This window comes from Pantoea sp. K16, from assembly GCF_048452805.1.
GTDB lineage: Bacteria > Pseudomonadota > Gammaproteobacteria > Enterobacterales > Enterobacteriaceae > Pantoea > Pantoea agglomerans.
On the sequence record NZ_JBLWNV010000011.1, the window covers coordinates 106,144 to 130,163 of the forward strand.

At 55.5% G+C, this 24,020-nt stretch carries 26 protein-coding genes; 12 read left to right on the forward strand and 14 right to left on the reverse strand.

Annotated elements, in window-relative coordinates; genetic code table 11:
• Window positions 1-57 precede the first annotated feature (57 nt).
• The 6 genes from ACK13D_RS15485 to ACK13D_RS15510 form a co-directional block, all read right to left on the reverse strand.
• A complete protein-coding gene (locus ACK13D_RS15485; RefSeq protein WP_010258577.1) occupies window positions 58-390 on the reverse strand; it encodes a HigA family addiction module antitoxin in 333 nt (110 codons plus the stop codon).
• A gap of 80 nt (window positions 391-470) precedes the next feature.
• The gene (locus ACK13D_RS15490) at window positions 471-788 is read right to left on the reverse strand and encodes a type II toxin-antitoxin system RelE/ParE family toxin (RefSeq protein WP_010670815.1); all 318 of its coding nucleotides are present in this window, start codon (window positions 786-788) and stop codon (window positions 471-473) included.
• Between the two features lie 74 nt (window positions 789-862).
• On the reverse strand, window positions 863-1,861 hold the full coding sequence (locus tag ACK13D_RS15495; protein ID WP_010258582.1) for an aldo/keto reductase: 999 nt from the start codon (window positions 1,859-1,861) through the stop codon (window positions 863-865).
• Between the two features lie 220 nt (window positions 1,862-2,081).
• Entirely contained in the window at window positions 2,082-3,005 is a 924-nt protein-coding gene (locus tag ACK13D_RS15500; RefSeq protein WP_163763027.1) for a LysR family transcriptional regulator, read from the reverse strand.
• Window positions 3,006-3,092: 87 nt separating this feature from the next.
• Window positions 3,093-4,823 (reverse strand): arginine--tRNA ligase, encoded by a 1,731-nt coding sequence (gene argS, locus ACK13D_RS15505; RefSeq protein ID WP_346450046.1) that lies wholly within the window; start codon window positions 4,821-4,823, stop codon window positions 3,093-3,095.
• A gap of 210 nt (window positions 4,824-5,033) precedes the next feature.
• Window positions 5,034-5,156 (reverse strand): hypothetical protein, encoded by a 123-nt coding sequence (locus ACK13D_RS15510; protein ID WP_009089698.1) that lies wholly within the window; start codon window positions 5,154-5,156, stop codon window positions 5,034-5,036.
• 284 nt (window positions 5,157-5,440) lie between these two features.
• On the opposite strand from ACK13D_RS15510, the gene ACK13D_RS15515 reads away from it, so the two are divergent.
• A complete protein-coding gene (locus tag ACK13D_RS15515) occupies window positions 5,441-6,031 on the forward strand; it encodes a VOC family protein (protein WP_050542711.1) in 591 nt (196 codons plus the stop codon).
• On the opposite strand, the gene ACK13D_RS15520 is transcribed toward ACK13D_RS15515, so the two are convergent.
• Complete coding sequence (locus tag ACK13D_RS15520; protein WP_346450047.1) at window positions 6,028-7,173, reverse strand: MalY/PatB family protein; 1,146 nt, start codon at window positions 7,171-7,173, stop codon at window positions 6,028-6,030. The two genes, ACK13D_RS15515 and ACK13D_RS15520, sit on opposite strands and share 4 nt — an antisense overlap.
• Window positions 7,174-7,258: 85 nt before the next feature.
• Between ACK13D_RS15520 and cutC the strand changes: the two genes are divergently transcribed.
• Window positions 7,259-8,011 carry a copper homeostasis protein CutC gene (cutC, locus tag ACK13D_RS15525; protein ID WP_010258601.1) on the forward strand — a complete coding sequence of 251 codons (753 nt, stop codon included), beginning with the start codon at window positions 7,259-7,261 and terminating at the stop codon, window positions 8,009-8,011.
• 422 nt (window positions 8,012-8,433) lie between these two features.
• Complete coding sequence (locus ACK13D_RS15530; protein WP_010258604.1) at window positions 8,434-9,282, forward strand: hypothetical protein; 849 nt, start codon at window positions 8,434-8,436, stop codon at window positions 9,280-9,282.
• 30 nt (window positions 9,283-9,312) lie between these two features.
• Here the strand turns inward: ACK13D_RS15530 and ACK13D_RS15535 are convergent, their stop codons facing one another.
• Window positions 9,313-10,410, reverse strand: a complete 1,098-nt coding sequence (locus tag ACK13D_RS15535) for a glycerol dehydrogenase (RefSeq protein ID WP_115387459.1) — start codon at window positions 10,408-10,410, stop codon at window positions 9,313-9,315.
• A gap of 154 nt (window positions 10,411-10,564) precedes the next feature.
• Between ACK13D_RS15535 and ACK13D_RS15540 the strand changes: the two genes are divergently transcribed.
• Window positions 10,565-11,185, forward strand: coding sequence for a LysE family translocator (locus ACK13D_RS15540; RefSeq protein WP_033757930.1), 621 nt, complete (start codon window positions 10,565-10,567; stop codon window positions 11,183-11,185).
• Between the two features lie 4 nt (window positions 11,186-11,189).
• On the opposite strand, the gene cmoB is transcribed toward ACK13D_RS15540, so the two are convergent.
• The 4 genes from cmoB to ACK13D_RS15560 form a co-directional block, all read right to left on the reverse strand.
• A complete protein-coding gene (cmoB, locus tag ACK13D_RS15545) occupies window positions 11,190-12,158 on the reverse strand; it encodes a tRNA 5-methoxyuridine(34)/uridine 5-oxyacetic acid(34) synthase CmoB (protein WP_010258611.1) in 969 nt (322 codons plus the stop codon).
• On the reverse strand, window positions 12,155-12,883 hold the full coding sequence (gene cmoA / locus ACK13D_RS15550; protein ID WP_010258614.1) for a carboxy-S-adenosyl-L-methionine synthase CmoA: 729 nt from the start codon (window positions 12,881-12,883) through the stop codon (window positions 12,155-12,157). Before cmoA ends, cmoB begins: the two co-directional genes overlap by 4 nt.
• A gap of 81 nt (window positions 12,884-12,964) precedes the next feature.
• On the reverse strand, window positions 12,965-13,360 hold the full coding sequence (locus ACK13D_RS15555) for an MAPEG family protein (RefSeq protein ID WP_010258617.1): 396 nt from the start codon (window positions 13,358-13,360) through the stop codon (window positions 12,965-12,967).
• 69 nt (window positions 13,361-13,429) lie between these two features.
• Window positions 13,430-14,251 (reverse strand): DUF72 domain-containing protein, encoded by an 822-nt coding sequence (locus ACK13D_RS15560; RefSeq protein ID WP_089414078.1) that lies wholly within the window; start codon window positions 14,249-14,251, stop codon window positions 13,430-13,432.
• Between the two features lie 211 nt (window positions 14,252-14,462).
• On the opposite strand from ACK13D_RS15560, the gene aspS reads away from it, so the two are divergent.
• The 6 genes from aspS (at window position 14,463) to ruvB (ending at window position 19,989) form a co-directional block, all read left to right on the forward strand.
• Complete coding sequence (gene aspS, locus ACK13D_RS15565; RefSeq protein ID WP_418796799.1) at window positions 14,463-16,241, forward strand: aspartate--tRNA ligase; 1,779 nt, start codon at window positions 14,463-14,465, stop codon at window positions 16,239-16,241.
• The gene (gene nudB / locus ACK13D_RS15570) at window positions 16,241-16,672 is read left to right on the forward strand and encodes a dihydroneopterin triphosphate diphosphatase (protein ID WP_033769243.1); all 432 of its coding nucleotides are present in this window, start codon (window positions 16,241-16,243) and stop codon (window positions 16,670-16,672) included. Before aspS ends, nudB begins: the two co-directional genes overlap by 1 nt.
• A gap of 284 nt (window positions 16,673-16,956) precedes the next feature.
• Entirely contained in the window at window positions 16,957-17,700 is a 744-nt protein-coding gene (locus ACK13D_RS15575; protein ID WP_010258633.1) for a YebC/PmpR family DNA-binding transcriptional regulator, read from the forward strand.
• A 37-nt stretch (window positions 17,701-17,737) separates the two neighbouring features.
• On the forward strand, window positions 17,738-18,265 hold the full coding sequence (gene ruvC, locus ACK13D_RS15580; RefSeq protein WP_003849205.1) for a crossover junction endodeoxyribonuclease RuvC: 528 nt from the start codon (window positions 17,738-17,740) through the stop codon (window positions 18,263-18,265).
• A gap of 96 nt (window positions 18,266-18,361) precedes the next feature.
• Window positions 18,362-18,976 (forward strand): Holliday junction branch migration protein RuvA, encoded by a 615-nt coding sequence (gene ruvA, locus ACK13D_RS15585; RefSeq protein WP_010670803.1) that lies wholly within the window; start codon window positions 18,362-18,364, stop codon window positions 18,974-18,976.
• A gap of 8 nt (window positions 18,977-18,984) precedes the next feature.
• The gene (gene ruvB / locus ACK13D_RS15590) at window positions 18,985-19,989 is read left to right on the forward strand and encodes a Holliday junction branch migration DNA helicase RuvB (RefSeq protein WP_010258640.1); all 1,005 of its coding nucleotides are present in this window, start codon (window positions 18,985-18,987) and stop codon (window positions 19,987-19,989) included.
• Here ruvB and znuB read toward each other — a convergent pair whose 3' ends face one another.
• On the reverse strand, window positions 19,990-20,775 hold the full coding sequence (gene znuB, locus ACK13D_RS15595) for a zinc ABC transporter permease subunit ZnuB (RefSeq protein WP_010258643.1): 786 nt from the start codon (window positions 20,773-20,775) through the stop codon (window positions 19,990-19,992). It lies immediately after the preceding gene.
• Complete coding sequence (gene znuC / locus ACK13D_RS15600) at window positions 20,772-21,527, reverse strand: zinc ABC transporter ATP-binding protein ZnuC (protein WP_022625516.1); 756 nt, start codon at window positions 21,525-21,527, stop codon at window positions 20,772-20,774. The genes znuB and znuC overlap by 4 nt, the downstream gene beginning before the upstream one ends.
• A 77-nt stretch (window positions 21,528-21,604) precedes the next feature.
• Here znuC and znuA point away from each other — a divergent pair, with 77 nt between their 5' ends.
• Together znuA and mepM are read left to right on the forward strand one after the other, a co-directional pair.
• The gene (gene znuA / locus ACK13D_RS15605) at window positions 21,605-22,552 is read left to right on the forward strand and encodes a zinc ABC transporter substrate-binding protein ZnuA (RefSeq protein WP_010670802.1); all 948 of its coding nucleotides are present in this window, start codon (window positions 21,605-21,607) and stop codon (window positions 22,550-22,552) included.
• 13 nt (window positions 22,553-22,565) lie between these two features.
• A complete protein-coding gene (mepM, locus tag ACK13D_RS15610; protein ID WP_010258653.1) occupies window positions 22,566-23,897 on the forward strand; it encodes a murein DD-endopeptidase MepM in 1,332 nt (443 codons plus the stop codon).
• The last annotated feature ends 123 nt before the right edge of the window (window positions 23,898-24,020 follow it).

A 24,020-nucleotide genomic window follows, 5' to 3' on the forward strand; every position in this document is an offset into this window, starting at 1 on the left:
CTGACAGATAATTGACCCGTTTCAAATCCCGTCATGACCAGTGCGTTATAAAGCTTTTCACGCCAGCTGATTCTCTTTCTGCACCAGAAAATCCTTCAACGGTGTTACGCGACTGATCTCCTCCTGTGCCCTGGCATCATGCATCACTTCCCAGATATCGACACTGTTTTGCAGATTAAGCCAGAACTCAACGCTGGTTTCGAAGGCTGCAGCCAGCCTGAAAGCCATATCCGGCGTCAGCTTCCGGTTATTGTTGACCAGGGCGCTGACGGTGTTGCGGTGCACTTTTAGCATCTCAGCTAAGTCGAGAATCTTCAGGCCGGTTGGCTCCAGATATTCGTAAAGTAATACGTCACCGACAGTGGTCGGTTTGCGGGTCGCCTGGTTCATAGTCTTGCTCTCTTTATTACTGACAGAGGTTGATGTGTTACATGCTGTCTTACAGCGCCTGATGCAGCCAGGCTCAGTTTTCATCGCTTGTGCGTTTTATAGCTATGAGCATCCAGATAAAGGTCAACGGCCTTACCTTCTATCCATTTAAAGATCAGCCGATATTGCTCATTGACCCTGATTGAAGCATATCCCTTGAGAGGCGGGTTTAGTTCCTCATAACGATTGCCTGGCGGCGACTTTAAATCCTTATAGCTAATCGCCGCATTGATGATGTCGAGCTTTCGCGCCAGCGCTGATGAGAGGCTTGACGGTATTCTTTTGGAAAATTTGCCATATAAAAAATAATCCTTAAGCCAGTCATCCCTGAAACTTTCAATATTCCTTAACGTTGCCACCTCATTACCTCCCTGTATCACACTGAAGACAATTTAACGCACCGATGCACAGTGCGCAAGTGCGTAGTTTGTATTCAGGCGTTCACCCCCTTCATTCCCTCCTCAGAGTAGCGACCGCCTTTAACTTCAATCTGCTGATGAACAGCGTTCAGCATCGCGATATCTTCCTCTTCCAGCTCGATATCTGCGGCCTGCGCGTTTTCAGTAAGGTAAGCGATCTGTTTGGTGCCCGGTATCGGCACAATTTTGTCATACTGTGCCAGTAGCCAGGCCAGCGCAATCTGCCCGGTGGTGGCGTGATATTTCTCAGCAAGTGGCGTCACCGCGTTAAGAAGCTGGAGATTGTGATCGATATTTTCCTGCCGGAAACGGTCATTATTTTTGCGGAAATCACCCTCGGCAAAATCGCTGTTTTTACGGTATTTACCCGTCAGAAATCCTCTGCCCAGCGGTGAATAGGGCACCAGTCCGATACCGAGTTTTTTCACCATAGGGAGAATCTCCTCTTCGATGTCACGCGTCCAGAGTGAATACTCCGTCTGCAGCGCGGCCAGCGGATGGATCGCCTGCGCCCGATTCAGTGTTGAAGCCGATGCTTCACACAGCCCAATCCGGGCAATCTTTCCCTCCTGCACCAGACGGCTGAGACACTGCATGCTCTCCTCAATCGGTGTCGCCGGACTGATCCGGTGCAGATAAAAGAGATCGATACGCTCAACGCCTAGCCGTTTCAGTGATGCATGGCAGCAGCGGGTAATGTAGTCCGGCTGATTGTTGATGGTGCGGGCATAGGCCTCTTCAGCAGGACGTTCAATGCCACATTTGGTGGCCACGGTGAACTTCAGCCGTTCGGCCCGATTGAGCCCGGCAAGAAACTGACCTATCAACTGCTCGTTGTGACCGCGACCGTAAAGATCGGCGGTATCGATAAAGGTGATATCCAGATCGCGCAGCTTATTGAGCAGTTGCAGGGAATGACGGTCATCGGTCTGACCATAAAATTCGCTGAGCCCCATCGCGCCATAGCCGATTGCGCTGACGTCCAGACCCTGAGTTAACGTTCGCTTTTTCATTGTCGCTCCTCGTATGTGAGACGCGATTGTTTCACTCCGCGTGAAAGCAATGAATTGCTCTTTCCGTCATGCAAAAAAGGTATCAGGCGAATGAAAGCGCTTCAGACATACATCCGGCATGTCGACACAGTAAGCTCTCAGCAACAGGCTGAGCGGGGATTAACAAGTAAGAAGAGGGGGATGCTTCGCTGCGTTTCAGCGATGCAGCATCATGCGGACTTTATCGCATCCCGGGATCAGAGAGTTCTCTCAGCGCATTGAGAACCGCCTCATTTTTTTCATCGGCGCGAATCGCCGCGTAAACATCAATCGCCAGCTGCTGTGCCGCATCTTCTGTCAGCGGGCGGTAACAGAGACCTGCCTGATTAAAGGTGCATTTTGACTGCGGCATCAGGGCGAATCCTTTTCCTCTGGCGATGTGCGACAGCATCAGCAGGGAATCGTCCGGCTCTCTCACCCGTTTCAGCGTGACGCTGAGTGTGGCGAAGTAGCGCTCGCATTTATCGTAAAACAGCGGATTGGCGCTGCGGGCAAACCAGAACAGCGGCAGATTGGCCAGCGCTTCCAGCGAGACCTGTTCCGCCACACTGGCAGGATGCGCCGACGGTATGGCAATCAGCAGCGGCTCACGGTAAACCCAGGCGTACTGAATGGTGTCTTCCGCATCCGACCCCTTTTCTCCGGTGAGTATTAAATCCAGACTGTTTTTGGCCAGGCTTTGCAAAAGCTGAGGGGAGGTCAGGCGGGGCATCTCCATCTCTTCGCTGGCATGAAAAGCGGCGAGCTGCCGGTTAAGTGGCGAAATCAGTTCAAAGTTCAGCGTGCGGGTCAGCCCGATGCGTAGCCGTGCCGCGGCGGGCTGCGCATCCTGCTTCAGGGCATTCAGCGCAGTCAGGATCGCTTCCGCCTTCGCGACCAGCGCACGGCCAGAATCGGTGAGCGTTACCTCATGGGTCGTGCGGCTGAACAGCGAGTGGCCCAGCAGATCTTCCAGACTCTGAATCTGACGAGTAAGCGGAGGTTGCGTCATGCTGAGACGCTCTGCGGCCCGGCGAAAATTCAGCTCGTGCGCAACAGCCAGAAAGCACTGTAACTGTTTTATGGTGGGAAGGTGGCTGCTGATGAGGTGCGCGGCTACAGACATAACACCATCCTGCTGCGAAGATTTGGGGGATCAGAGCGGATATACGAATTCAGCAACGGAGAGGGAAACCCCTCTCCGTTTCAGAGATTACATGCGCTCGACGGTGTCGATGCCCAGCGTATCCAGGCCCTGCTTCAGCGTCTTCGCGGTCAGCGCGGCCAGCTGCAGTCGGCTCAGACGTGTTGTGTCTGATTCTGCGGTGAGAATCGGGCAGTGCTCGTAGAATCCGGAGAACAGACCGGCCAGATCGTAGAGATAGGCACACATCACGTGTGGCGTGCCGTCACGAGCGACCTGAGTAATGACCTCTTCGAACTGCAGCAGACGGGTGGACAGCTGCGCTTCACGCTCTTCGCTGATCACAATCTCCGCATCCAGCGAATCGGCATCAATGCCCGCCTTGCGGAACACGGAGAGTACGCGGGTATAGGCATACTGCATGTAAGGCGCGGTGTTGCCTTCGAACGCCAGCATGTTGTCCCAGTCGAAAATGTAATCGGTGGTACGGCTTTTTGACAGATCGGCGTATTTTACCGCGCTGATGCCAACCACTTCCGCCAGCGTTTTCACTTCCGCTTCGCTCATCTCCGGGTTCTTCTCACGCACCAGCGTGTAGGCACGCTGATAGGCTTCATCCAGCAGATCGGAGAGCTTGATGGTGCCGCCGCTGCGGGTTTTGAACGGACGGCCATCTTTGCCCAGCATCATGCCGAACGCATGGTGCTCCAGCGGCACTGATTCCGGCACATAACCCGCTTTACGGACGATAGTCCAGGCCTGAACCAGATGCTGATGCTGACGTGAGTCGATGTAATAGAGTACACGATCGGCTTTCAGCGTTTCGTAACGATATTTCGCACAGGCGATATCGGTGGTGGTGTAGAGGTAGCCGCCATCCTTTTTCTGGATGATGACGCCCATCGGTTCACCCTCTTTGTTCTGGAATTCATCCAGGAACACCACGGTCGCACCTTCACTCTCTACCGCTAAGCCTTTCTGTTTCAGATCGGAGACGATACCAGGCAGCATATCGTTATAGAGACTTTCACCCATAACATCATTGCGCGTCAGCGTGACGTTCATGCGGTCATAGATTTTCTGGTTCTGACTCATGGTGATGTCGACCAGCTTCTTCCACATCTGGCGGCAATAGTCATCGCCGCCCTGTAATTTCACCACATAACTGCGCGCGCGCTCGGCAAACTCAGGATCTTCATCATAGGTGCGCTTGGCTTCACGGTAGAAGCCTTCGAGATCGGCCAGCGCCATCTCTGCATGATCTTCATTCTGCTGTTTTTCCAGGAACGCTATCAGCATACCGAACTGTGTTCCCCAGTCGCCAACGTGGTTCGCTCGGATCACTTTATGTCCGAGAAATTCCAGCGTACGCACCGCCGCATCACCAATGATGGTGGAGCGGACGTGGCCCACATGCATCTCTTTCGCAACGTTAGGCGCGGAGTAGTCGACGACGATAGTCTGGGGTTCGGCCAGCTGCACGCCAAGGCGCGGCAGACGCAGCGCTTCCCGGGCATGGCTGGCCAGCCAGTTGTGGTCAAGGAAGATATTGATGAAGCCCGGCCCGGCAATTTCGACTTTGCTGGCGATGCCGGTCAGGTCGAGGTGCTGAATCACCGTTTCCGCTAATTGTCGCGGTGCCTGTCCCAGCTTTTTCGCCACGGCCATAATGCCGTTGGCCTGATAGTCTCCAAACTGAACCCGGGCGGATTGACGAACCTGGGGTTCGCAATCGGCGGGTGCGCCGGCTAAAACCATTGCCTGACTGACTTTTGCGGAAAGAAGTGCCTGAATATTCACCGAGTTACCTTCATGTGCTGAGCAACGCCCGGACCAGAAAGCCGGGCTGTCATCATCTTGCCTGAGCGCATCGCGTCACGAAGAGGCAGAAACGGATGGGGCAGACAAAACGGAAAAAAATGAGGGGAAAAGTATACGTGAAATGTCAGTGGGCGTCAGCAGTTGGATGAAGCGGGGAAACAGAGCTGAATAAGATGTTTCCCTGAAGCATTAACGACGTCGCAGATGACGGCGTGGGTTCTTTACGCTTTTATCTTCACGCACCTTCCAATGGCGGGAAATTGCAAATCCCATCAGTGCGATCAGGACAGCGACAACGATGAGCATAGACATAGAGCCATTCCTTTTGGTTGTGTTAGGTCAAATTTATAGGAAGGCGGGGTGAGCTGCAATTGTTTGCCAGGTAAATGAGAGTTATCTTATTGTATTAAAGAAGTTGATAATAATCAAATATTTAACATGCTTTCATCAAGGAACTCATGGTCCTAAACAGGAGATAAATCCGAAATGAAAGATGTTATTATGAGGATTAGCGTTAAATTTCGGGCCAAATAAGATGAATCTTATCATTATGTGATGCTCAGCACGCGGCGCGCCAAAAGGCAGGCGGGTTATAAATGCTAAACAAATTGAGAGGAAGTGGGGTAGTGAAGAGATCTTTTCCGGCAGAATTGGATGATTTAAAGACAGATTTAGGACGTTTTGAAGAATCGTTGCAAAGTTTTGCGCAGCGGCTCGGTTTGCGCCTTACCGATCTGGAGGTGGACCATATCGCCGTGCGTTGCCATCAGGACACAACGGCGATGCGCTGGCAGCAAGGTTTGCAGCAGATTGGCACGCAGTTTTCGGCGGCGATGATCAACGGCAGGCAGATTTGTCTGTTCAAACTCCATGACCCGCTGATTGTCGCAGGCAGGCAGATTGAGGTGGTTGAACTGCCATGGCCGGGTGAAAAGCGTTATCGCCATGAAGGCTGGGAGCATATTGAGGTGGTGTTACGGGGCGACCATCAGACGCTGGGCGTGCGCGCGATGGCCTTGCTCTCAGATGAGGCGCTGACGCAGCCGGGTATTTCATTTAAAACCAGTTCACCGCAGGGCGAGAATGAGCGCCTGCCCAATCCGACCCTGGCGGTTACGGATGGGCAGACGACAATCAAGTTCCATCCGTGGCGACTGGAGGAGATTGTCGCCAGCGAACAGAACTAAAGGCGGGCGGCTAACGCACGCTTCAGGCGCGCAACGGCTTCGTCGAGCAGCGCGCGGGTACAGCCGAAATTGAGCCGGACAAACTGGTCATTGCCGAACTCACGTCCGGCGGTTAAGCCCAGCCCGTGCTTTTCAAAATAGAGCGCCGGGCTGGCCATACCCAGCGCGCTGGCGTCGATCCAGGCCAGGTAGGTCGCTTCCGGTGAGGCGAGTGACAGGCCGGTCATCTTATTGACCTGCGACACCAGCCAGTCACGGTTACTGCGCAGATAGGCATTCTGCGCATTCAGCCAGGGATCTCCCTCGCGCCATGCCGCTGCTGCTGCCGTGAGTGCCAGAATATCAACATCTGGCACAATGCCGCGTCGTACCCGGTTGAATTGCGCGCGCAGCCCGGCGTTAGGGATGATGGCGATGGAAGCCCCCAGACCGGCAATGTTAAAGGACTTTGAGGGCGACATCAGCGTCACGCTACGCTGGGCTGCATCTTCGCTCAGTGAAGCAAAGGGTATGTGCTTAACGCCGGGTTCCAGCAGCAGATCGCTGTGGATCTCGTCGGAACAGACAATCAAATCGTGCTTCTGCGCAAATTCCAGCTGCGCCTGAAGTTCCTCGCGGCGATAGACGGTACCGCCCGGATTCTGCGGGTTGCACAGCATTAACAGCCGCGCTTTATCGTCCAGCTGACCTTCCGGCGCATCCAGATCCAGTAGCCAGCGTCCCTGTTGCAGCGTCAGTGGCAGCGTGATCTGACCGCGCTCTGCCAGTTTTGCTGCACCGCGAAACGGTGGATAGATTGGCGTTGGCGCAATCGTCAGCTCGTCAGGCGCGGTGAAAGCGCGCACTGCCAGATTCAGACCGCTTACGACACCCGGCAAAACCACAATCCATTCCGGATTAACGTGCCACTGATAGCGTGAGACGAGCCAGGCTATCGCGCTATCGATAAATTCAACTGGCGTGTCGCCATAGCCGAAAATCCCATGTTCGGCACGGGTTTTAATCGCATCGATGACGCAGTCAGGCGATCGGAAATCGGTGTCTGCCACCCACAACGGCAGAATGTCCTGGTCCGCATATTTGTTCCATTTAAGGCTATCGCTGTGACGACGGTCTATCCGTTGGTCGAAATTGAATGCCATAGTTAACTTTCCCGGTAAACTCATTCCAGCAGCCAGACTAACTGATGAATCTGCCTTGAACCAGAGTCATGTAAAGGAGAAGAGAATGACCACACTGGAAATTTGCTGCTATGGCGTGGATTGCGCTGTGACCGCACAACAGGCGGGCGCCGATCGGGTTGAACTTTGTGCCGCACCGCGTGAAGGCGGCCTGACCCCGTCGGCGGGGATGCTGAATGCCGCCCGGCAAGAAGTTTCGATTCCGGTTCATCCTATTGTCCGGCCACGTGGTGGCGATTTTTGTTATACCGCACGCGAATTTGAAGCGATGAAATCGGATGTGGCGTTAATCCGTGAGCTCGGTTTTCCTGGCCTGGTGATTGGGATGCTGGATGAAGATGCTCACATTCATCATGGTCAGATGCGGCAGATTATGGCGCTGTGTGACGGCCTGGCCGTAACCTTTCATCGCGCCTTCGATCTCTGTCACAGCCCTAAGCGTGCGCTGGAAGAACTAACGGATTTGGGTGTGGCGCGTATTCTGACATCCGGTCAGCAGCAGAGCGCTGAAAACGGAATTGCATTACTCAGGGAACTAAATGAGGCCAGCACCGGTCCTATTATTATGGCGGGTGCCGGGGTACGTCTTAGCAACCTGCAAAAGTTTCTCGACATGGGGATTGATGAAGTTCACAGCTCGGCCAGCCGCCTGGTGGCGTCGCCGATGCGCTACCGCAAAGCGGGGGTCTCCATGTGTTCAGAAGCCGAGACTGACGAGTTCAGCCGCTACTGTGTAGACGGCGATGTGGTTGAGGCGATGAAAAGCGTGATGCAGATGAGCACCGTTCGGGTCGCCTGAACCACAACAGATTTTGCCGCGCAGCACGCCGATCATTGACGTGGTGTTTGCAAGTACCAAACCCCAGTATCCTTGCTGGGGTTCTTTTTGTGTAAAACACACTCCATCCCGGTTAAATTGTTTTGCGCTTCTCTGGCATGTTATTGATGTCAGAGGGATCTGAAATCTGGCTGCAGCGAAGTTATCACTCTTTCGCCTGGCTCGATAAAAATCACCTGCTCCTTATTAATCATTACATGTCATCCAGGACTTTCAGGCCCGGCAGCAACGTAATCACCCGCTTTATTCGTTATGCTGAAACCGTGTCGCCTCTCCGGTCCTTAAAACCTTAAAAGGCGATGCAGGCTGAAATCTTCACAGATTGCCGCTGTTCATCACCGCAGCGTTTACACTGAAAGCAACGTCGCCTGGAAAAGTATCCTATGAAACCCAATCCGATTGCTGTCCTGACTCTGATCCTGACTGCTCTCTGCAGTGGCAGCGCTGCGGCCAGCGCATGCAGCCCGAACAACGCTGCTGTGGCTAACAGCAATAACCTGATTTTGCTGGGCGGGAATGCGAAAGGCGCGGTGAAGCAGGTGGTTGCGGGTGAGTTTGGCAAAGATGTGAACTCGCAAAAGCGCGTACTGGGGCAGTTTGACGCCTGTGGCGATCTGACGGTTGCCGACGTCAGCTATGACAAAAGTGAGCGCAACGTGATTCTCAGTATGGAGCAACACATTGCCCGGGTTCAGGGCGGCTGGGTGGCGGAATATGCGTATCTGGTAAAAGTGCTGAAAGAGGGCAAAGAGGTGGTGGTCGATAACCGACAGGGGACGATTAACTGGCAGAAAGGTCAGCATGGCAACATTACCAGCGCCTCCGACAGGTTTACCAGCATGGGTAAAAGCGGCTTTACCGACACGACTTACCGTTATGATCGGCAGTTCAGGCTGGAGAAGAGCGTGGCGCGCGGCAGCGATCCCCTGACCAACGGTGAAAATCATTACCACTGGAATCCGCAGGGTCTGGTGACCCGCACCACATCTGCCCGCAGCACCGACAGTTATACCTACGATCCCCAATGGCGTGAAGTGCGGCTCAACGGCACGGCGACCACACCGCTGAGCACCATCCGGTCAGTAGATGAGTGTCAGTCCTGGGATCAGGTGGGTAACTGTACCCTGAGTTATCTGCATGAGACCGAAATCTTCACGCGCGGCACTATTGAGCGCCATCTCAGTTCCGCCTATAAATATGAGTACTGGGACCAGCCAGCGGCGGCGGAGTAAAAGGCGATCGGATGATCGCCTGTCGGGTGGTTATTTAACCGTCTGACTAAAGGCATCCAGCGCCAGCAGGGCGTTTGCAATATCTTCCGGTGAAAGGTTTGGATTAAGGTTTTTCAGCGTGTCGCCCTCACTGTTTGCCAGTGCACCCACTTTGACCAGATTCTCCCAGCTCTCATTTTCCAGATGCAGCTCCCGGAGCGTGGTCGGCATGTTGATAGAGCGATAGAAGCGGATATAGCGCGCAATTTCCTCATCCGGACGCTTCTCAAGGACCATCTGCGTCAGTGTGCCGTAGGCGACTTTCTCGCCATGGGTCAGATGGTGGATATCACCATCAATCGCGGTGAACCCATTATGAATAGCGTGCGCAGCTGCCAGCCCTCCGTTTTCAAAACCCAGCCCTGATAGCAGCGTATTCGCCTCAACCACCGCTTCCACGGCGGGCGTCACTCGTTTTTGGGTGACGGCAACATAGGCGCTGTAACCCCATGTAAGCAGCGTTTCTTCACAGGCACGGGCAATCGCCAGTCCGGCAATTGTCGGATCACCATTGACCATCGATTTTGAATGCGAACGCGCCACCGCCTGCGCTTCAACCCAGGTCGCCAGTCCATCGGCAATGCCGGAGGCAAAGAGTCGTGCTGGTGCACTGGCGCAGACTGCGGTGTCCACCAGCACCAAATCAGGATTTTTGCTGTAGAAGCGATAGCTCTCAAATACGCCGCTGTCAGAATAGATGACCGACAGCGCGCTACAGGGGGCATCAGTGGAGGCGATAGTAGGCACGATGGCTACCGGCTGCTTCAGCTCATCCGCCACCGCTTTAACCGTATCCAGCGTTTTGCCGCCGCCCAGCCCGACAACCACGTTACAGCCCTGGTTTTTCGCCAGCTGGCTCAGACGGGTGATCTCATTGCTCGACGCCTCGCCGTTGAACTGGTGCCAGTTGAAGGTAACGCCCGCCTTTTGCAGCGCCTGTTGGGCGCGTTCGCCGATCAATTTCCAGACGACATCATCCGCGACCAGGAAAGCGTTATCACCCAGTTCGGCCACGTAGGGGCCCAGCTCGTCCAGCACGCCCGCGCCCTGCACATATTTACGGGGTGAAGAGAAGATAAATTTACTCATAATCACAGCTCCTTAATATGAAGTTAAACCGCCCTTAGCCTGGCACACGCTGACGAACAGGGAGAGTGTCCAGGGTGAGATAATTCGACGGGCCTGTTACGCTAGCAGGACACCCATACGCTGCTGACCGGCTGTTACCTCCAGGGAGAACGCCATGACCACCACGCTGTTTTCATTTCTGTTTGCCATCACCATACTGACGCTGACACCGGGCTTTGATACCGCGCTGGTGCTGCGCTCTGCAGTCGCTCAGGGCGCAAAGCGCGCCAGCGTGACGGCACTGGGTATCACGCTCGGCTGTCTGGTCTGGGGTGTTGCGGTGGGATTCGGATTAGGCGCGCTGCTGCTGGCCTCCGAAATGGCCTATAACCTGCTTAAGTGGCTGGGTGCCGCCTGGTTACTTTATCTGGGGCTGAAATTGTTGCTGAAACCCCGCCAGGCAGCAATCGACTCGCAACAACCGGCGCTGCAACAGGGCTATCTTGCCTGTTTCAGCCGCGGGCTGCTGGGCAATCTGCTAAACCCCAAAGTGGGCATCTTCTATGTGAGTTTTTTGCCACAGTTTATCCCGGCGGGGGCGTCGGTGGCGCTCTGGTGTAGTCTGATGGCGCTGGCACACATGCTGCTGGGGCTGATCTGGAATGCGGTACTGATTGGCGGCAGCCACTATTTCGCCGGTCATTTGCGCAAACCGCGGGTGCTGAAGGTGATGGATCGTCTGACTGGCTGCGTGTTTATAGGATTTGCGGCGAAACTGGCATTGTCTCGCCGCTAGGGCATTACGGTTTGGTGGCGACCAGCACGGCGCGCAGAGGCGCCGGATAGCCCTCGACCGTTTTGCTGGGGTCATCGGGATCGAGGAATTCAGCCAGAGACTCGCTGGTCATCCAGTCAGTACGGCGTTGCTCTTCAGTGGTAGTGAGGGCGAAATCGACAATCCGGACATCCACAAAGCCGCTTTTTTCCAGCCAGCTTTTCAGCGCTTCAGCTGAGGGAATGAAGAAGACATTGCGCATCTGCGCATATCGCTCACCGGGCACCAGCACCTGATTCACATCGCCCTCAATCACCAGCGTCTCCAGCACCAGTTCGCCACCGCTGACCAGCTGATTCTTAAGCTGTAACAGGTGATCCAGCGGCGAACGGCGATGATAGAGCACGCCCATCGAGAACACGGTATCGAACGCCTGCAACACCGGTAACTGCTCAATGCCCAGCGGCAGCATATGCGCCCGGCGATCGTCGTTCAGCAGCTTGCGCACCGCTTCGAACTGCACCAGGAACAGCTGCATTGGATCGATGCCGACCACCAGATGGGCACCCGCGCCAATCATCCGCCACATGTGATAGCCACTGCCGCAGCCCACATCGAGCACTGTGCGGCCGGCCAGCGGAGAGATGTGCGGTAGCACGCGCTCCCACTTCCAGTCAGATCGCCATTCGGTGTTGATGTGGGTGCCATAAAGGAAATAGGGCCCCTTACGCCACGGCATCAGGTTACGCAGTAATTTCTCAATACCCTGACGATGGCGATCGCTGATGTCATCGCGGTCGGCAGTAACACTGTGCAGCAGGTCAAGCTTTTGAGGCTCCAGCAGCGGGAGATACTCCAGCGACTTGTACCAGTCGCGGAAGTGCCCATGCAGGTTTTCACGCTGCCACTCGCTGATTTGCGCCGGTAACACTTCCAGCCACTTCGCCAGCGGTCCCACCGCAATTTGCTGATAAAAACGGCCAAAGTCGATCATTTCAACGCCACCAGAGATCCAAAATTAAAGCACTGGAACCAGAGTTCGGCGTGCGAGAAACCGGCCTGTTTCAGACGGGCTTTATGAGCTTCAACGCTGTCAGTCAGCATCACATTTTCCAGCATGCTGCGTTTCTGGCTGATTTCCAGTTCGCTGTAGCCGTTGGCGCGCTTGAAGTCGTGATGCATGTTAAACAGCAGCTCACCGACTTCGGCATCTTCAAAACTGAATTTTTCTGACAGCACCAGCGCGCCGCCCGGTTTCAGTCCCTGCCAGATCTTTTCCAGCAGCGCCAGACGCGCAGGCGGTTCCAGAAACTGCAGCGTAAAGTTGAGCACCACCAGAGAGGCGTTCTCAATCTCAATGTCGCGGATATCCGCTTCCAGCACCGTTACCGGTGTGTCCGCGCGAAACGCATCAAGATGTCGACGACAGCGCTCCACCATCGCCGGGGAGTTATCCACTGCAATGATCTGGCAACCCGGCACCTGAATATTGCGGCGCACCGACAGGGTGGCCGCGCCCAGCGAGCAGCCCAGGTCATAAACCTTGCTGTCCGGGGTAACAAAACGTTCTGCCAGCATGCCAATCATCGAAATGATGTTGGAGTAGCCCGGCACCGAGCGCTGAATCATGTCAGGAAAGACTTCAGCTACACGCTCGTCAAAAGTCCAGTCGCCCAGTTTTGCAATGGGCGCTGAGAAGAGTTGATCGCGGTCAGACATATCGAAAATCCGAAGAGACGACGGAAAGGGCGCTATTCTCGCAGAAAGTGGGGCGGGCTGCACCCCTTAACCCAGGCCAGCTTAATGCAGCGTCAGCACCAGTTCCCACGGCATATAGATCAGGTTAAAAATCACCATGCCGCACAGGGAAAACAGCGTCAGCAGCATGCCATATTTGCGGCCTGCCATTGCGCTGCTGCGCAAACCCCAGGCGTGCAGCAGGCGACTGATAAAGAACAGCAGACCCGTGAGATGCACCATCCAGATATCGGCACCGTTCATCTCCATCATCACCAGCAGAAACAGCGCCAGCGGAATGGTTTCGATGGCGTTGCCGTGAATGCGAATCGCCATTTTCAGGTCGTGGTAGCCGCCATCACCATACGCCACGCGATAGAAACGGCGATAGCGGACCACGTCCAGCGTGAATTTCATCACCAGTAATGCACCCATCACCACATATAACGCGCTAACCATTGCCACCCCTGCGACTGTCCATAATGCTTCTATTCTAACGGGCGTGCAGCCCGCTGTCCTGGGCAGGAATCAAAACAGTGACGTCTGCTGCGGCCAGTCCGGTCCGCTACCTATGCCGGGGTCGATCTGTTGCAGCTGCGGCCAGAGTGCCTGCACCAGCGGAAAGACCTGGCCCATATCGGGCGTGTGCAGAAACAGCATGGCGTCGCCCTGTTGCTGCCATTCTGTCAGCTTGTTACGCCAGATCTGAAACAGCGGCACGCTCTCTTCCACACTGTCGCTGCCGATAAACCGCACCATCGGCTGTGAGCCGGTTCGCAGCGCATGAGGCGGCACCCGGGGTTTTTGCGCGCGGGCCACCAGCGCGGCCGGACTTTGCGAGGTAGAGGCGTGAACCGGACGGCTGTCGAGCATCACGCGATTGATGCCGCGCGCCAGCAGGCCGCGATTCAGCGCCCGTTCGGCATCCCCTTTAGCGAAGAAAGCGGGATGGCGGACTTCGACGCCATAGTGAAAACGGCGCGGCAGGCTGTCGAGAAAGCGCCACAGGTCGTCGAGCTGCGTCGGAGAGAAGCTGGCAGGCAGTTGCAGCCAGTACTGACCGATGCGATCGGCCAGCGGCTCCATCAGGCGCAGGAAATCGGTCAGCAGGTCGTCGCTGTGCTGCAGCGCCGCCTGATGGCTGATGGTATTGGGAAACTTAAAGCAGAAGCGAAACGCATCGTGCGTCATATCGCGCCAGCGCATCACCGTTTCCGGATTCGGCAGCGCATAGAGCGTGGTATTTCCCTCTACACAATGGAAATAGCGGGCATAGTCCGCCAGGCTTTCGATCCCCCAGCGTTTCCAGTGTGAATGCTGCCACTGGGGCAGGCCAATACGAAGTGTCACGCGCGCTCCTGGCTGCAGATTAAGATACCCCATTATCCGCTATGGTCAGGCTGGGGGGCAAATGCACACAGGAAATCGGCGCTTTGGCGCGGATCTGCTTATCCTGTCTGGCTTTTTCCATTATAATGACCGCCATTTTTGCGACAGCATCGCAACAGGTAACGCGGCCGGATGCTGTCAGATGCAGCGGCGAAGTTAAAAGGATAGTGTTATGCGTACAGAATATTGCGGACAGCTCAATCTGTCTCATGTGGGTCAGCAAGTCACGCTTTGCGGCTGGGTAAACCGCCGTCGCGATCTGGGCAGTTTGATTTTTATCGATATGCGCGACCGTGAAGGCATCGTGCAGGTGTTTTTTGATCCCGATCGCCAGGACGCATTTAAGCTGGCTTCTGAACTGCGTAACGAATTCTGTATCCAGATCACCGGTACCGTACGTGCGCGTGATGAGAAGAACAAAAACAGCGACATGGCGACCGGTGAAGTGGAAGTGTTTGCCCAGACACTGACCATCATTAACCGCTCTGAGCCACTGCCGCTGGACTCGAATCAGACCAACAGCGAAGAAGCGCGCCTGAAGTACCGCTATCTGGATCTGCGCCGCCCTGAGATGGTGACGCGTCTGAAAACCCGCGCAAAAATCACCAGCTTCGTTCGTCGCTTTATGGATGACGCAGGTTTCCTGGATATCGAAACCCCGATGCTGACCAAAGCGACGCCGGAAGGCGCGCGTGACTATCTGGTGCCAAGCCGGGTACATAAAGGCAAATTCTATGCGCTGCCGCAGTCACCTCAGCTGTTCAAACAGCTACTGATGATGTCCGGTTTTGACCGCTACTATCAGATCGTTAAATGCTTCCGCGACGAAGATTTACGCGCTGATCGTCAGCCAGAATTTACCCAGATCGACGTGGAAACCTCCTTTATGACCGCGCCACAGGTGCGTGAAATCATGGAGCGTTTAATCCGCAATCTATGGCAGGACGTGCAGGGCGTTGATCTCGGTGAGTTCCCGCAGATGACCTTTGCGGAAGCGATGCATCGCTACGGTTCTGATAAACCGGATCTGCGTAACCCGATGGAGCTGGTGGACGTCGGCGACCTGCTGAAAAACGTGGAGTTCCAGGTCTTCTCTGGCCCGGCTAACGATGAAAAGGGCCGTGTTGCCGCGCTGCGCGTGCCGACCGGCGCACAGCTGAGCCGTAAGCAGATTGATGAATATGGCAAGTTCGTGGAGATTTACGGCGCCAAAGGTCTGGCGTGGATGAAGGTTAACGTCCGTGCTGACGGCCTGGAAGGCGTGCAGAGCCCGGTTGCCAAATTCCTGAATGCAGAGATCGTAGAAGGCATTCTGAGCCGCACCGGCGCTCAGGATGGCGACATTATCTTCTTTGGTGCCGATCGCGCCAAAGTGGTCGCGGATGCACTGGGTGCGCTGCGTCTGAAAGTGGGCCGCGAGCTGAACATCACTGATGAGAAAGCCTGGGCACCGCTGTGGGTAATCGACTTCCCGATGTTCGAAGAGGACGAAGAGGGCGGTCTGGCTGCGATGCACCATCCTTTCACGGCGCCAAAAGAGATGAGCGCAGAAGAGCTGGCTGCCGATCCAACCCGTGCCGTGGCGAATGCCTACGACATGGTGATCAACGGTTATGAAGTGGGCGGCGGTTCAGTGCGTATCCACAACGGCAAAATGCAGCAGACGGTGTTCAGCATTCTGGGTATCGAAGAGCATGAGCAGCGTGAGAAGTTTGGCTTCCTGCTGGATGCGCTGAAGTTCGGTACGCCACCGCATGCGGGCCTGGCCTTTGGTCTGGATCGTCTGACCATGCTGCTGACCGGCACCGATAATATTCGTGACGTCATTGCGTTCCCGAAAACCACGGCGGCCGCCTGCATGATGACCGAAGCGCCAAGCGAAGCTAATCCGGCTTCCCTGCTGGAGCTCGGCATTCAGGTCGTTAAAAAAGAAAAGCCTGAGCATAAATAATGGGCTATAAACACCCGGTTTCAGTGCTGGTCGTCATTTCGGCGCGCGATACTGGCCGGGTGTTGATGCTGCAGCGGCGTGACGATCCCACGTTCTGGCAGTCGGTCACCGGCAGCCTGGAGGCGGGAGAGTCACCGCTGGCGACCGCGTGTCGTGAAGTGAATGAGGAAATCGGCATCGACGTGCTGGCCGAGCGGCTGGAGGTGGAGGATTGTCAGCGTCAGATCGACTTTGAAATCTTTCCCCATTTCCGCCATCGCTATGCCCCTGATGTCACCCATAATCACGAGCACTGGTTTCGCCTGCAACTGCCGACGGAGCGCGATGTGATGCTCACCGAGCATCTGGCGTTTCGCTGGATGGCACCCGCTGACGCTGCAGCATTAACCCGATCATGGAGTAACCGCCAGGCAATTGAAGAATTTATCTGAATGCTCGCCATCGCCCGGTATTCCGGCGGCGGATAGATTAAATTTTATGAATCTGGTGAGTTTTAACAGGACTTCACCAACATATTGAACAGTCAGGCGTAATCGGCACCGTGAGGTTGTTCACCGCCCGCGCGACGTCGTCAGCGTACGCTTGTACGTGAGGATGCTTCGCGACGCTCGCCCTCGGGGCATTCAGGTTGTCAGTCACCTGTATGCGTACGGACGGTAAACAGGCTCGCAAGCAGGATAGCCTGCACCCTGTAAAAGATCGGAGAAAATTTAAAATGGCAGGACACAGTAAGTGGGCAAACACCAAACACCGTAAGGCGGCGCAGGATGCCAAGCGCGGCAAAATCTTCACCAAAATCATTCGTGAACTGGTGACAGCGGCCAAGCTGGGCGGCGGCGATCCGGGCTCAAACCCGCGCCTGCGTGCAGCGATGGATAAAGCGCTGGCGAACAATATGACGCGTGACACCATGGATCGCGCTATTGCGCGCGGTGTAGGCGGCGATGACAATGCCAACATGGAAACCATCATCTATGAAGGCTACGGTCCTGGCGGCTCGGCCATCATGATTGAATGCCTGAGTGACAACCGTAACCGTACCGTGGGCGAAGTGCGTCACGCCTTCACCAAAACCGGCGGGAATCTGGGCACCGACGGCTCCGTGGCTTACCTGTTCAACAAAAAAGGCGTGATCTCCTATGCGCCGGGTCAGGATGAAGATGCGGTGATGGAAGCGGCTCTGGAAGCAGGCGCAGAAGATGTGGTCAGCTATGACGACGGCGCAATTGATGTCTTCACCGCATGGGAAGAGATGGGCACGGTGCGTGATGCACTGGAAGCGCTCGGCCTGAAAGCGGACACTGCAGAAGTGGCGATGATCCCGACCACCAAAGCCGAAATGGATGCGGAAACCGCACCTAAACTGCTGCGTCTGATCGACATGCTGGAAGATTGCGACGATGTGCAGGAGGTCTATCACAACGGTGAAATCTCCGACGAGGTAGCGGAAACGCTGTAATGGCGTCTACCGTAATCACTTTAACCAAAGAGGCGTAATGTCGATTATCCTGGGTATTGATCCCGGCTCACGCATCACCGGTTATGGTGTTATTCGTCAGACTGGCCGCCAGCTCACTTATCTGGGCAGCGGCTGTATCCGCACTAATACCACCGAGTTGCCCGCCCGACTTAAGCTGATTTATGCGGGCGTCTGTGAAATCATTACGCAGTTTTCACCCGACTTCTTCGCCATTGAACAGGTGTTCATGGCGAAGAATGCAGACTCCGCACTGAAGCTGGGCCAGGCGCGCGGTGCCGCGATTGTTGCCGCAGTAAACCACGATCTGCCGGTGTTTGAGTATGCCGCCCGTCAGGTAAAACAGACCGTGGTTGGCATCGGCAGCGCCGAGAAAAGTCAGGTGCAGCACATGGTGCGAACCCTGCTGAAGCTGCCGGCGAACCCGCAGGCGGATGCCGCCGATGCGCTGGCGATTGCCATTACGCACTGTCATGTGGCTCAGAATGCAGCTCGCATGAGTGACAGCAAGCTGGTGCTGACGCGCGGACGGTTACGCTCAGGTTAGCCGTCATCGCTCAGGTCTCACTCTCAGGCTGGATATTCATCCAGCCTTTTTTATGTTATAAAATCCGCCACATTCGTTAGTTAAGGAAGCGTTCAGGTGATAGGTCGTTTACGGGGCAATATTCTGGAAAAGCAGCCGCCACTGGTGCTGCTTGAGGCACACGGCGTCGGCTATGAAATTTATATGCCCATGACCTGTTTTTATGAGTTGCCTGAACTTCAGCACGAAGCGGTGATTTTTACCCACTTCGTGGTGCGTGAAGATGCGCAGCTGCTGTTTGGTTTTAACAGCAAGCAGGAGCGCGCGCTGTTTCGCGAACTGATTAAAGTGAATGGCGTCGGACCCAAGCTGGCGCTGGCGATCCTCTCCGGCATGTCGGCGCAGCAGTTTGTGACCGCTGTCGAGAAAGAGGAGATCGCGTCACTGGTGAAACTGCCAGGCGTGGGCAAAAAGACGGCTGAGCGTCTGGTGGTCGAAATGAAGGACCGCTTCAAAGGAATGCACGGCGACCTGTTTGGCGGCGATTCTGCCTTTACGCTGACCACGCCGAGCGCCGAGCCGGAAACCAATGATGCGGAAGCCGAAGCGGTTGCAGCGCTGGTATCACTGGGTTATAAACCGCAGGAAGCGAGCCGTATGATCAGTAAAGTCGGTCGACCGGATGCGGATTGCGAAACCCTGATCCGCGAAGCGCTACGCGCCGCCATTTGAGGTAAGTCATGATAGAAGCCGACCGCCTGATCTCCGCTGCCAGTATCAGCGAAGAAGAGGTTATTGACCGCGCTATTCGCCCGAAGATGCTGACCGAGTATGTCGGTCAGCCGCAGGTGCGTGAGCAGATGGAGATTTTCATCAAGGCAGCGCAACTGCGCGGCGATGCGCTCGATCATCTGCTGATCTTCGGTCCGCCGGGACTGGGTAAAACCACCCTGGCGAACATCGTGGCCAACGAGATGGGTGTCAATCTTCGCACTACTTCAGGTCCGGTGCTGGAAAAGGCGGGCGACCTGGCGGCGATGCTGACCAACCTTGAACCGCATGACGTCCTGTTTATCGATGAAATCCATCGTCTCTCACCGGTGGTGGAAGAGATACTCTACCCGGCGATGGAAGATTATCAGCTGGATATCATGATTGGCGAAGGCCCGGCTGCGCGCTCAATCAAGCTCGATCTGCCGCCGTTTACCCTGATTGGTGCCACCACGCGTGCTGGCTCGCTGACCTCGCCGCTGCGCGATCGTTTCGGCATTGTGCAGCGGCTTGAGTTCTACCAGGTTAAAGATTTGCAGCACATCGTGGGCCGCAGCGCCGCCTGTCTGGGTCTGGCGCTGAGTGACGAAGGGGCGTTAGAGATCGCCCGTCGCGCCCGCGGCACACCGCGTATCGCCAACCGCCTGCTGCGCCGCGTTCGTGACTTCGCCGAAGTGCGGGCAAATGGTGACCTGAGCGGTGAAGTCTCCTGCAGCGCGCTGGATATGCTTAACGTAGACAGCGAAGGGTTCGATTATATGGACCGTAAACTGCTGCTGGCGATCATCGACAAATTTATGGGTGGGCCGGTGGGGCTGGATAACCTGGCTGCTGCCATTGGTGAAGAGCGCGAAACCATCGAAGATGTGATTGAACCCTTCCTGATTCAGCAGGGCTTCATTCAGCGCACACCGCGTGGCCGGATGGCCACGCAGCACGCTTATCGTCACTTCGGCATTACGCGCGAAGAGTAATTAGACTGCTGGTTTCCGGACCATACTGAAAATAAACAGGATGGCGGCGCAGAGCACCACTGACGGCCCGGCAGGGGTGTCGTAGAAGGCGGAGAAGGTCAGGCCGCCGGTGACGGCAATCACCCCGATGACTACGGCGACGGCCGCCATGCCTTCCGGTGAACGCACAAAGCGACGAGCGGTCGCAGCGGGGATAATCAGCAGTGAGGTGATAATCAGCGCACCCACGAACTTCATTGCCACTCCGATAGTCAGTGCCGTGACCAGCATCAGGATCAGACGGGTACGCTGGATATTGACGCCGTCCACCTGTGCCAGTTCCGGGCTGATGGTCATCGACAGCAGCGACCGCCACTGCCACGCCATCACCAGCAGCACGATCACCACGCCGCCACCCATCATCCAGAGGTCGTCTGGCGTCACCGCCAGCAGATCGCCAAACAGATAAGCCATCAGATCGACGCGAACGTTCTTCATCAGGCTGACCACCACCAGGCCCAGCGACAGCGCGCTGTGCGCCATAATCCCCAGCAGGGTATCGATAGCCAGATGTGGACGACGCTCCAGCCAGACCAGTCCCAGCGCCAGGCAGACCGTAACCAGAATCACCGCGTAGTAAGGATTCACGTTAAACAGCAGGCCAAATGCCACGCCAAGCAGAGAGGCATGCGCCAGGGTATCGCCGAAATAGGACATCTTGCGCCAGACAACAAACGATCCCAGCGGACCGGCAGCCAGCGCTAACATCACACCGCCTATCCAGCCCGGTAATAACAACTCAATCATGATGGACCCTGTCCTTTGCGTAAAACGATACGTCCCTGAAGGTCGTGACGGTGATTATGATGATGACGATAAATCGCCAGCTCCTCCGCGCCGCGCGGACCAAACATGGCGATAAATTCCGGATGCTGCGATACCGCTTCCGGGGTGCCGGAACAACAGATGTGATGGTTAAGGCAGAGCACTTCGTCGGTTTTGGCCATCACCAGATGCAGATCGTGGGAGACCATCAGTACGCCGCAGTTCAGTTCAACGCGTAACTGATTGATAAGGTCATAGAGTGACACCTGACCATTCACATCCACACCCTGGGTAGGCTCATCGAGTACCAGCAACTGAGGCTGATTCAGCAGGGCGCGCGCCAGCAGCACACGCTGGGTTTCACCACCGGAAAGCTTTTGCAGCGGGGCGTTGAGCAGGTGACCCGCCTGCACGCGTTTCAGTGCCGGCAGGATCTCGGCGTTTTTGCTGCCACGGGTCAGACGCATAAAGCGTTCAACCGTCACCGGCAGGGTCGGGTCGATGTGCAGCTTCTGTGGCACATAGCCAATTCGCAGGCCGGGATCACGCTTAACGCTACCGGTGGTGGGAGCGAGCAGTCCCAGCACCACACGCACCAGCGTTGATTTTCCGGCACCGTTAGGACCCAGCAGGGTGAGGATGCGGCCAGGCTGCAGTGCCAGGCTGACACCGGATAACACATTGCGCTGGTTAAACTTTATCGAAACATTATCGAGTGTGACAAGTGAGGTCATAGTATTTACAGGTTGCACAGAATTTCGAATGTTATAATATCACATTCCACCTCATGGTCACGATGGAATGACGCAATATGTTACATAATAAAAAGGGCGCAATTTTCGCCTTAACTGCTTTCTCCGTTACAGCTTCGTTAACCCTTCCAGCTCAGGCGAATGTCGTGGCTTCACTCAAACCGGTAGGGTTTATCGCTGCGGCCATTGCCGATGGTGTCACACCGGTTGATGTTCTGCTACCGGACGGTGCCTCTGAACACGACTATTCCCTGCGGCCCTCAGATGCAAAACGCTTAAAAAACGCGGACTTAGTTGTATGGGTCGGGCCTGAAATGGAAGCCTTTATGGCGAAGTCTGCGGCTGAACTTCCGGCCCAAAAAAACCTCGCGATGGTGAACATCGACGGGGTAAAACCGTTATTGATTAGCGGTGGTGAAGATGAAGATGAACACACAGCGGAAAAATCCGAAGAACAGGACGCCGATGCCCATCACCATCATCACGGCGAGTTTAATATGCACCTGTGGTTGTCGCCAGAGATTGCGCGTAAGACCGCGGTTGCAATCCATGGAAAATTATTGGAACTTATGCCGCAAGATAAAGCCAAACTTGACGCCAACCTCCAGCAGTTTGAGGTAGCTTTGGCGGACACGGACAAACGCGTTAGCGCACAACTCGCTCCGGTCAGAAATAAAGGATATTTCGTTTTTCACGACGCTTACACGTACTTTGAAAAACAATACGGTCTCTCGCCCACCGGGCACTTTACCGTCAATCCTGAAATTCAACCGGGCGCTCAGCGTTTACATCAGATACGAACACAGTTGGTTGAGCAAAAGGCGGTCTGCGTCTTTGCTGAGCCACAATTCAGGCCAGCAGTCATCGATGCTGTCGCCCGCGGAACGCAGGTGCGTAAAGGCACGCTCGATCCCCTGGGAACAGACATCAGCTTAGCCAAAGACAGCTATGTGAAATTCCTCTCACAACTGTCGAGCCAGTATGAAAGCTGCCTGAATGGAGCATGAGGAATAGGTAAAAGTGCAGCAGATAGCCCGCTCTGTCGCCCTCGCATTTAATAATTTGCCGCGCCCCCACCGCGTAATGCTGGGTTCTTTAACTGTAGTCACTCTGGCCGTCGCTGTCTGGCGGCCTTACGTTTATCATCCTTCGGATGATGTGACGCCCATCGTCAAAAACATCGAACTGGATAAGAACACGTTCCGCACGCTGTTGCCGGAAGCCAGTGAGCCTATCGATCAGAGCACACCGGAACCGGAAGAAGAATTGCCTGCGGACGATGTGGACACCGACGTGCCCGAAACGGCCGGTGTTCACGACTACACCGTTTCATCCGGCGATACTCTGAGCAGTGCCCTGAATCAGTATGGCATCGACATCAGTGACATTAATGCGCTGGTGATGAGCGACCGCGATCTGCGTAATCTGCAGGTTGGTCAGCAGCTGAGCTGGACGCTGGATGATGATGGCGGCCTGAAAACCCTGAGCTGGGAAATTTCCCGCCGTGAAACCCGCACCTATGAGCGCACCCCTAAAGGTGGCTTTAAGATGGATGCGGAGATGCAGAAGGGCGAATGGCGCAACAGCGTGATGCAGGGCGAAGTGCGCGGCAGTTTTGCCGCCAGCGCCCAGCGTGCCGGGCTGAGCAGTGCCGAAGCCAGCGCCGTAATCAAAGCGCTGCAGTGGCAGATGGACTTCCGTAAGCTGCGTGCAGGTGACCAGTTCAGTGTACTGATGTCACGCGAAATGCTGGATGGCAAGAGTGCGCAAAGTCAGTTGCTGGGTGTGCGCCTGCGCAGCGGGGGTAAAGACTATTACGCTTTCCGCGCCGAAGATGGCAAGTTCTACGATCGCAGCGGCTCCGGTCTGGCGCGCGGCTTTATGCGCTTCCCGACGGTTAAGCAGTATCGTGTCTCCTCTAACTTTAATCCGCGTCGTCTCAACCCGGTTACCGGCCGCATTGCGCCTCATAAAGGCGTCGACTTTGCGCTGCCGATCGGTACGCCGGTGCTGGCAGTGGGTGATGGTGAAATAGTGGTGGCGAAGAACGGCGGTGCCGCGGGTAACTACGTCGCCATTCGTCATGGCCGCCAGTATATGACGCGCTATATGCACATGAAGAAAGTGCTGGTGAAGCCAGGCCAGAAAGTGAAGCGTGGTGACCGTATTGGACTGTCAGGCAACACCGGACGTTCCACCGGGCCGCATCTGCATTTCGAAATCTGGATCAATAATCAGGCGGTCAATCCATTAACGGCGAAACTGCCGCGTATGGAAGGCCTGACCGGTAAAGATCGCAGCGATTACATGGCACAGGTTAAATCCTGGTTGCCTCAGCTGGGTCTGAAGTAAGCGAATCTCGTTAAATCGCGCAAAAACCGACGGGTTCCCCGTCGGTTTTTTGCTATCTGGCGCAGGATGATTGCAAATTTTCAGGTCGTCACTATCATTAGCCGGTCATTGCTTGAGGCGAGT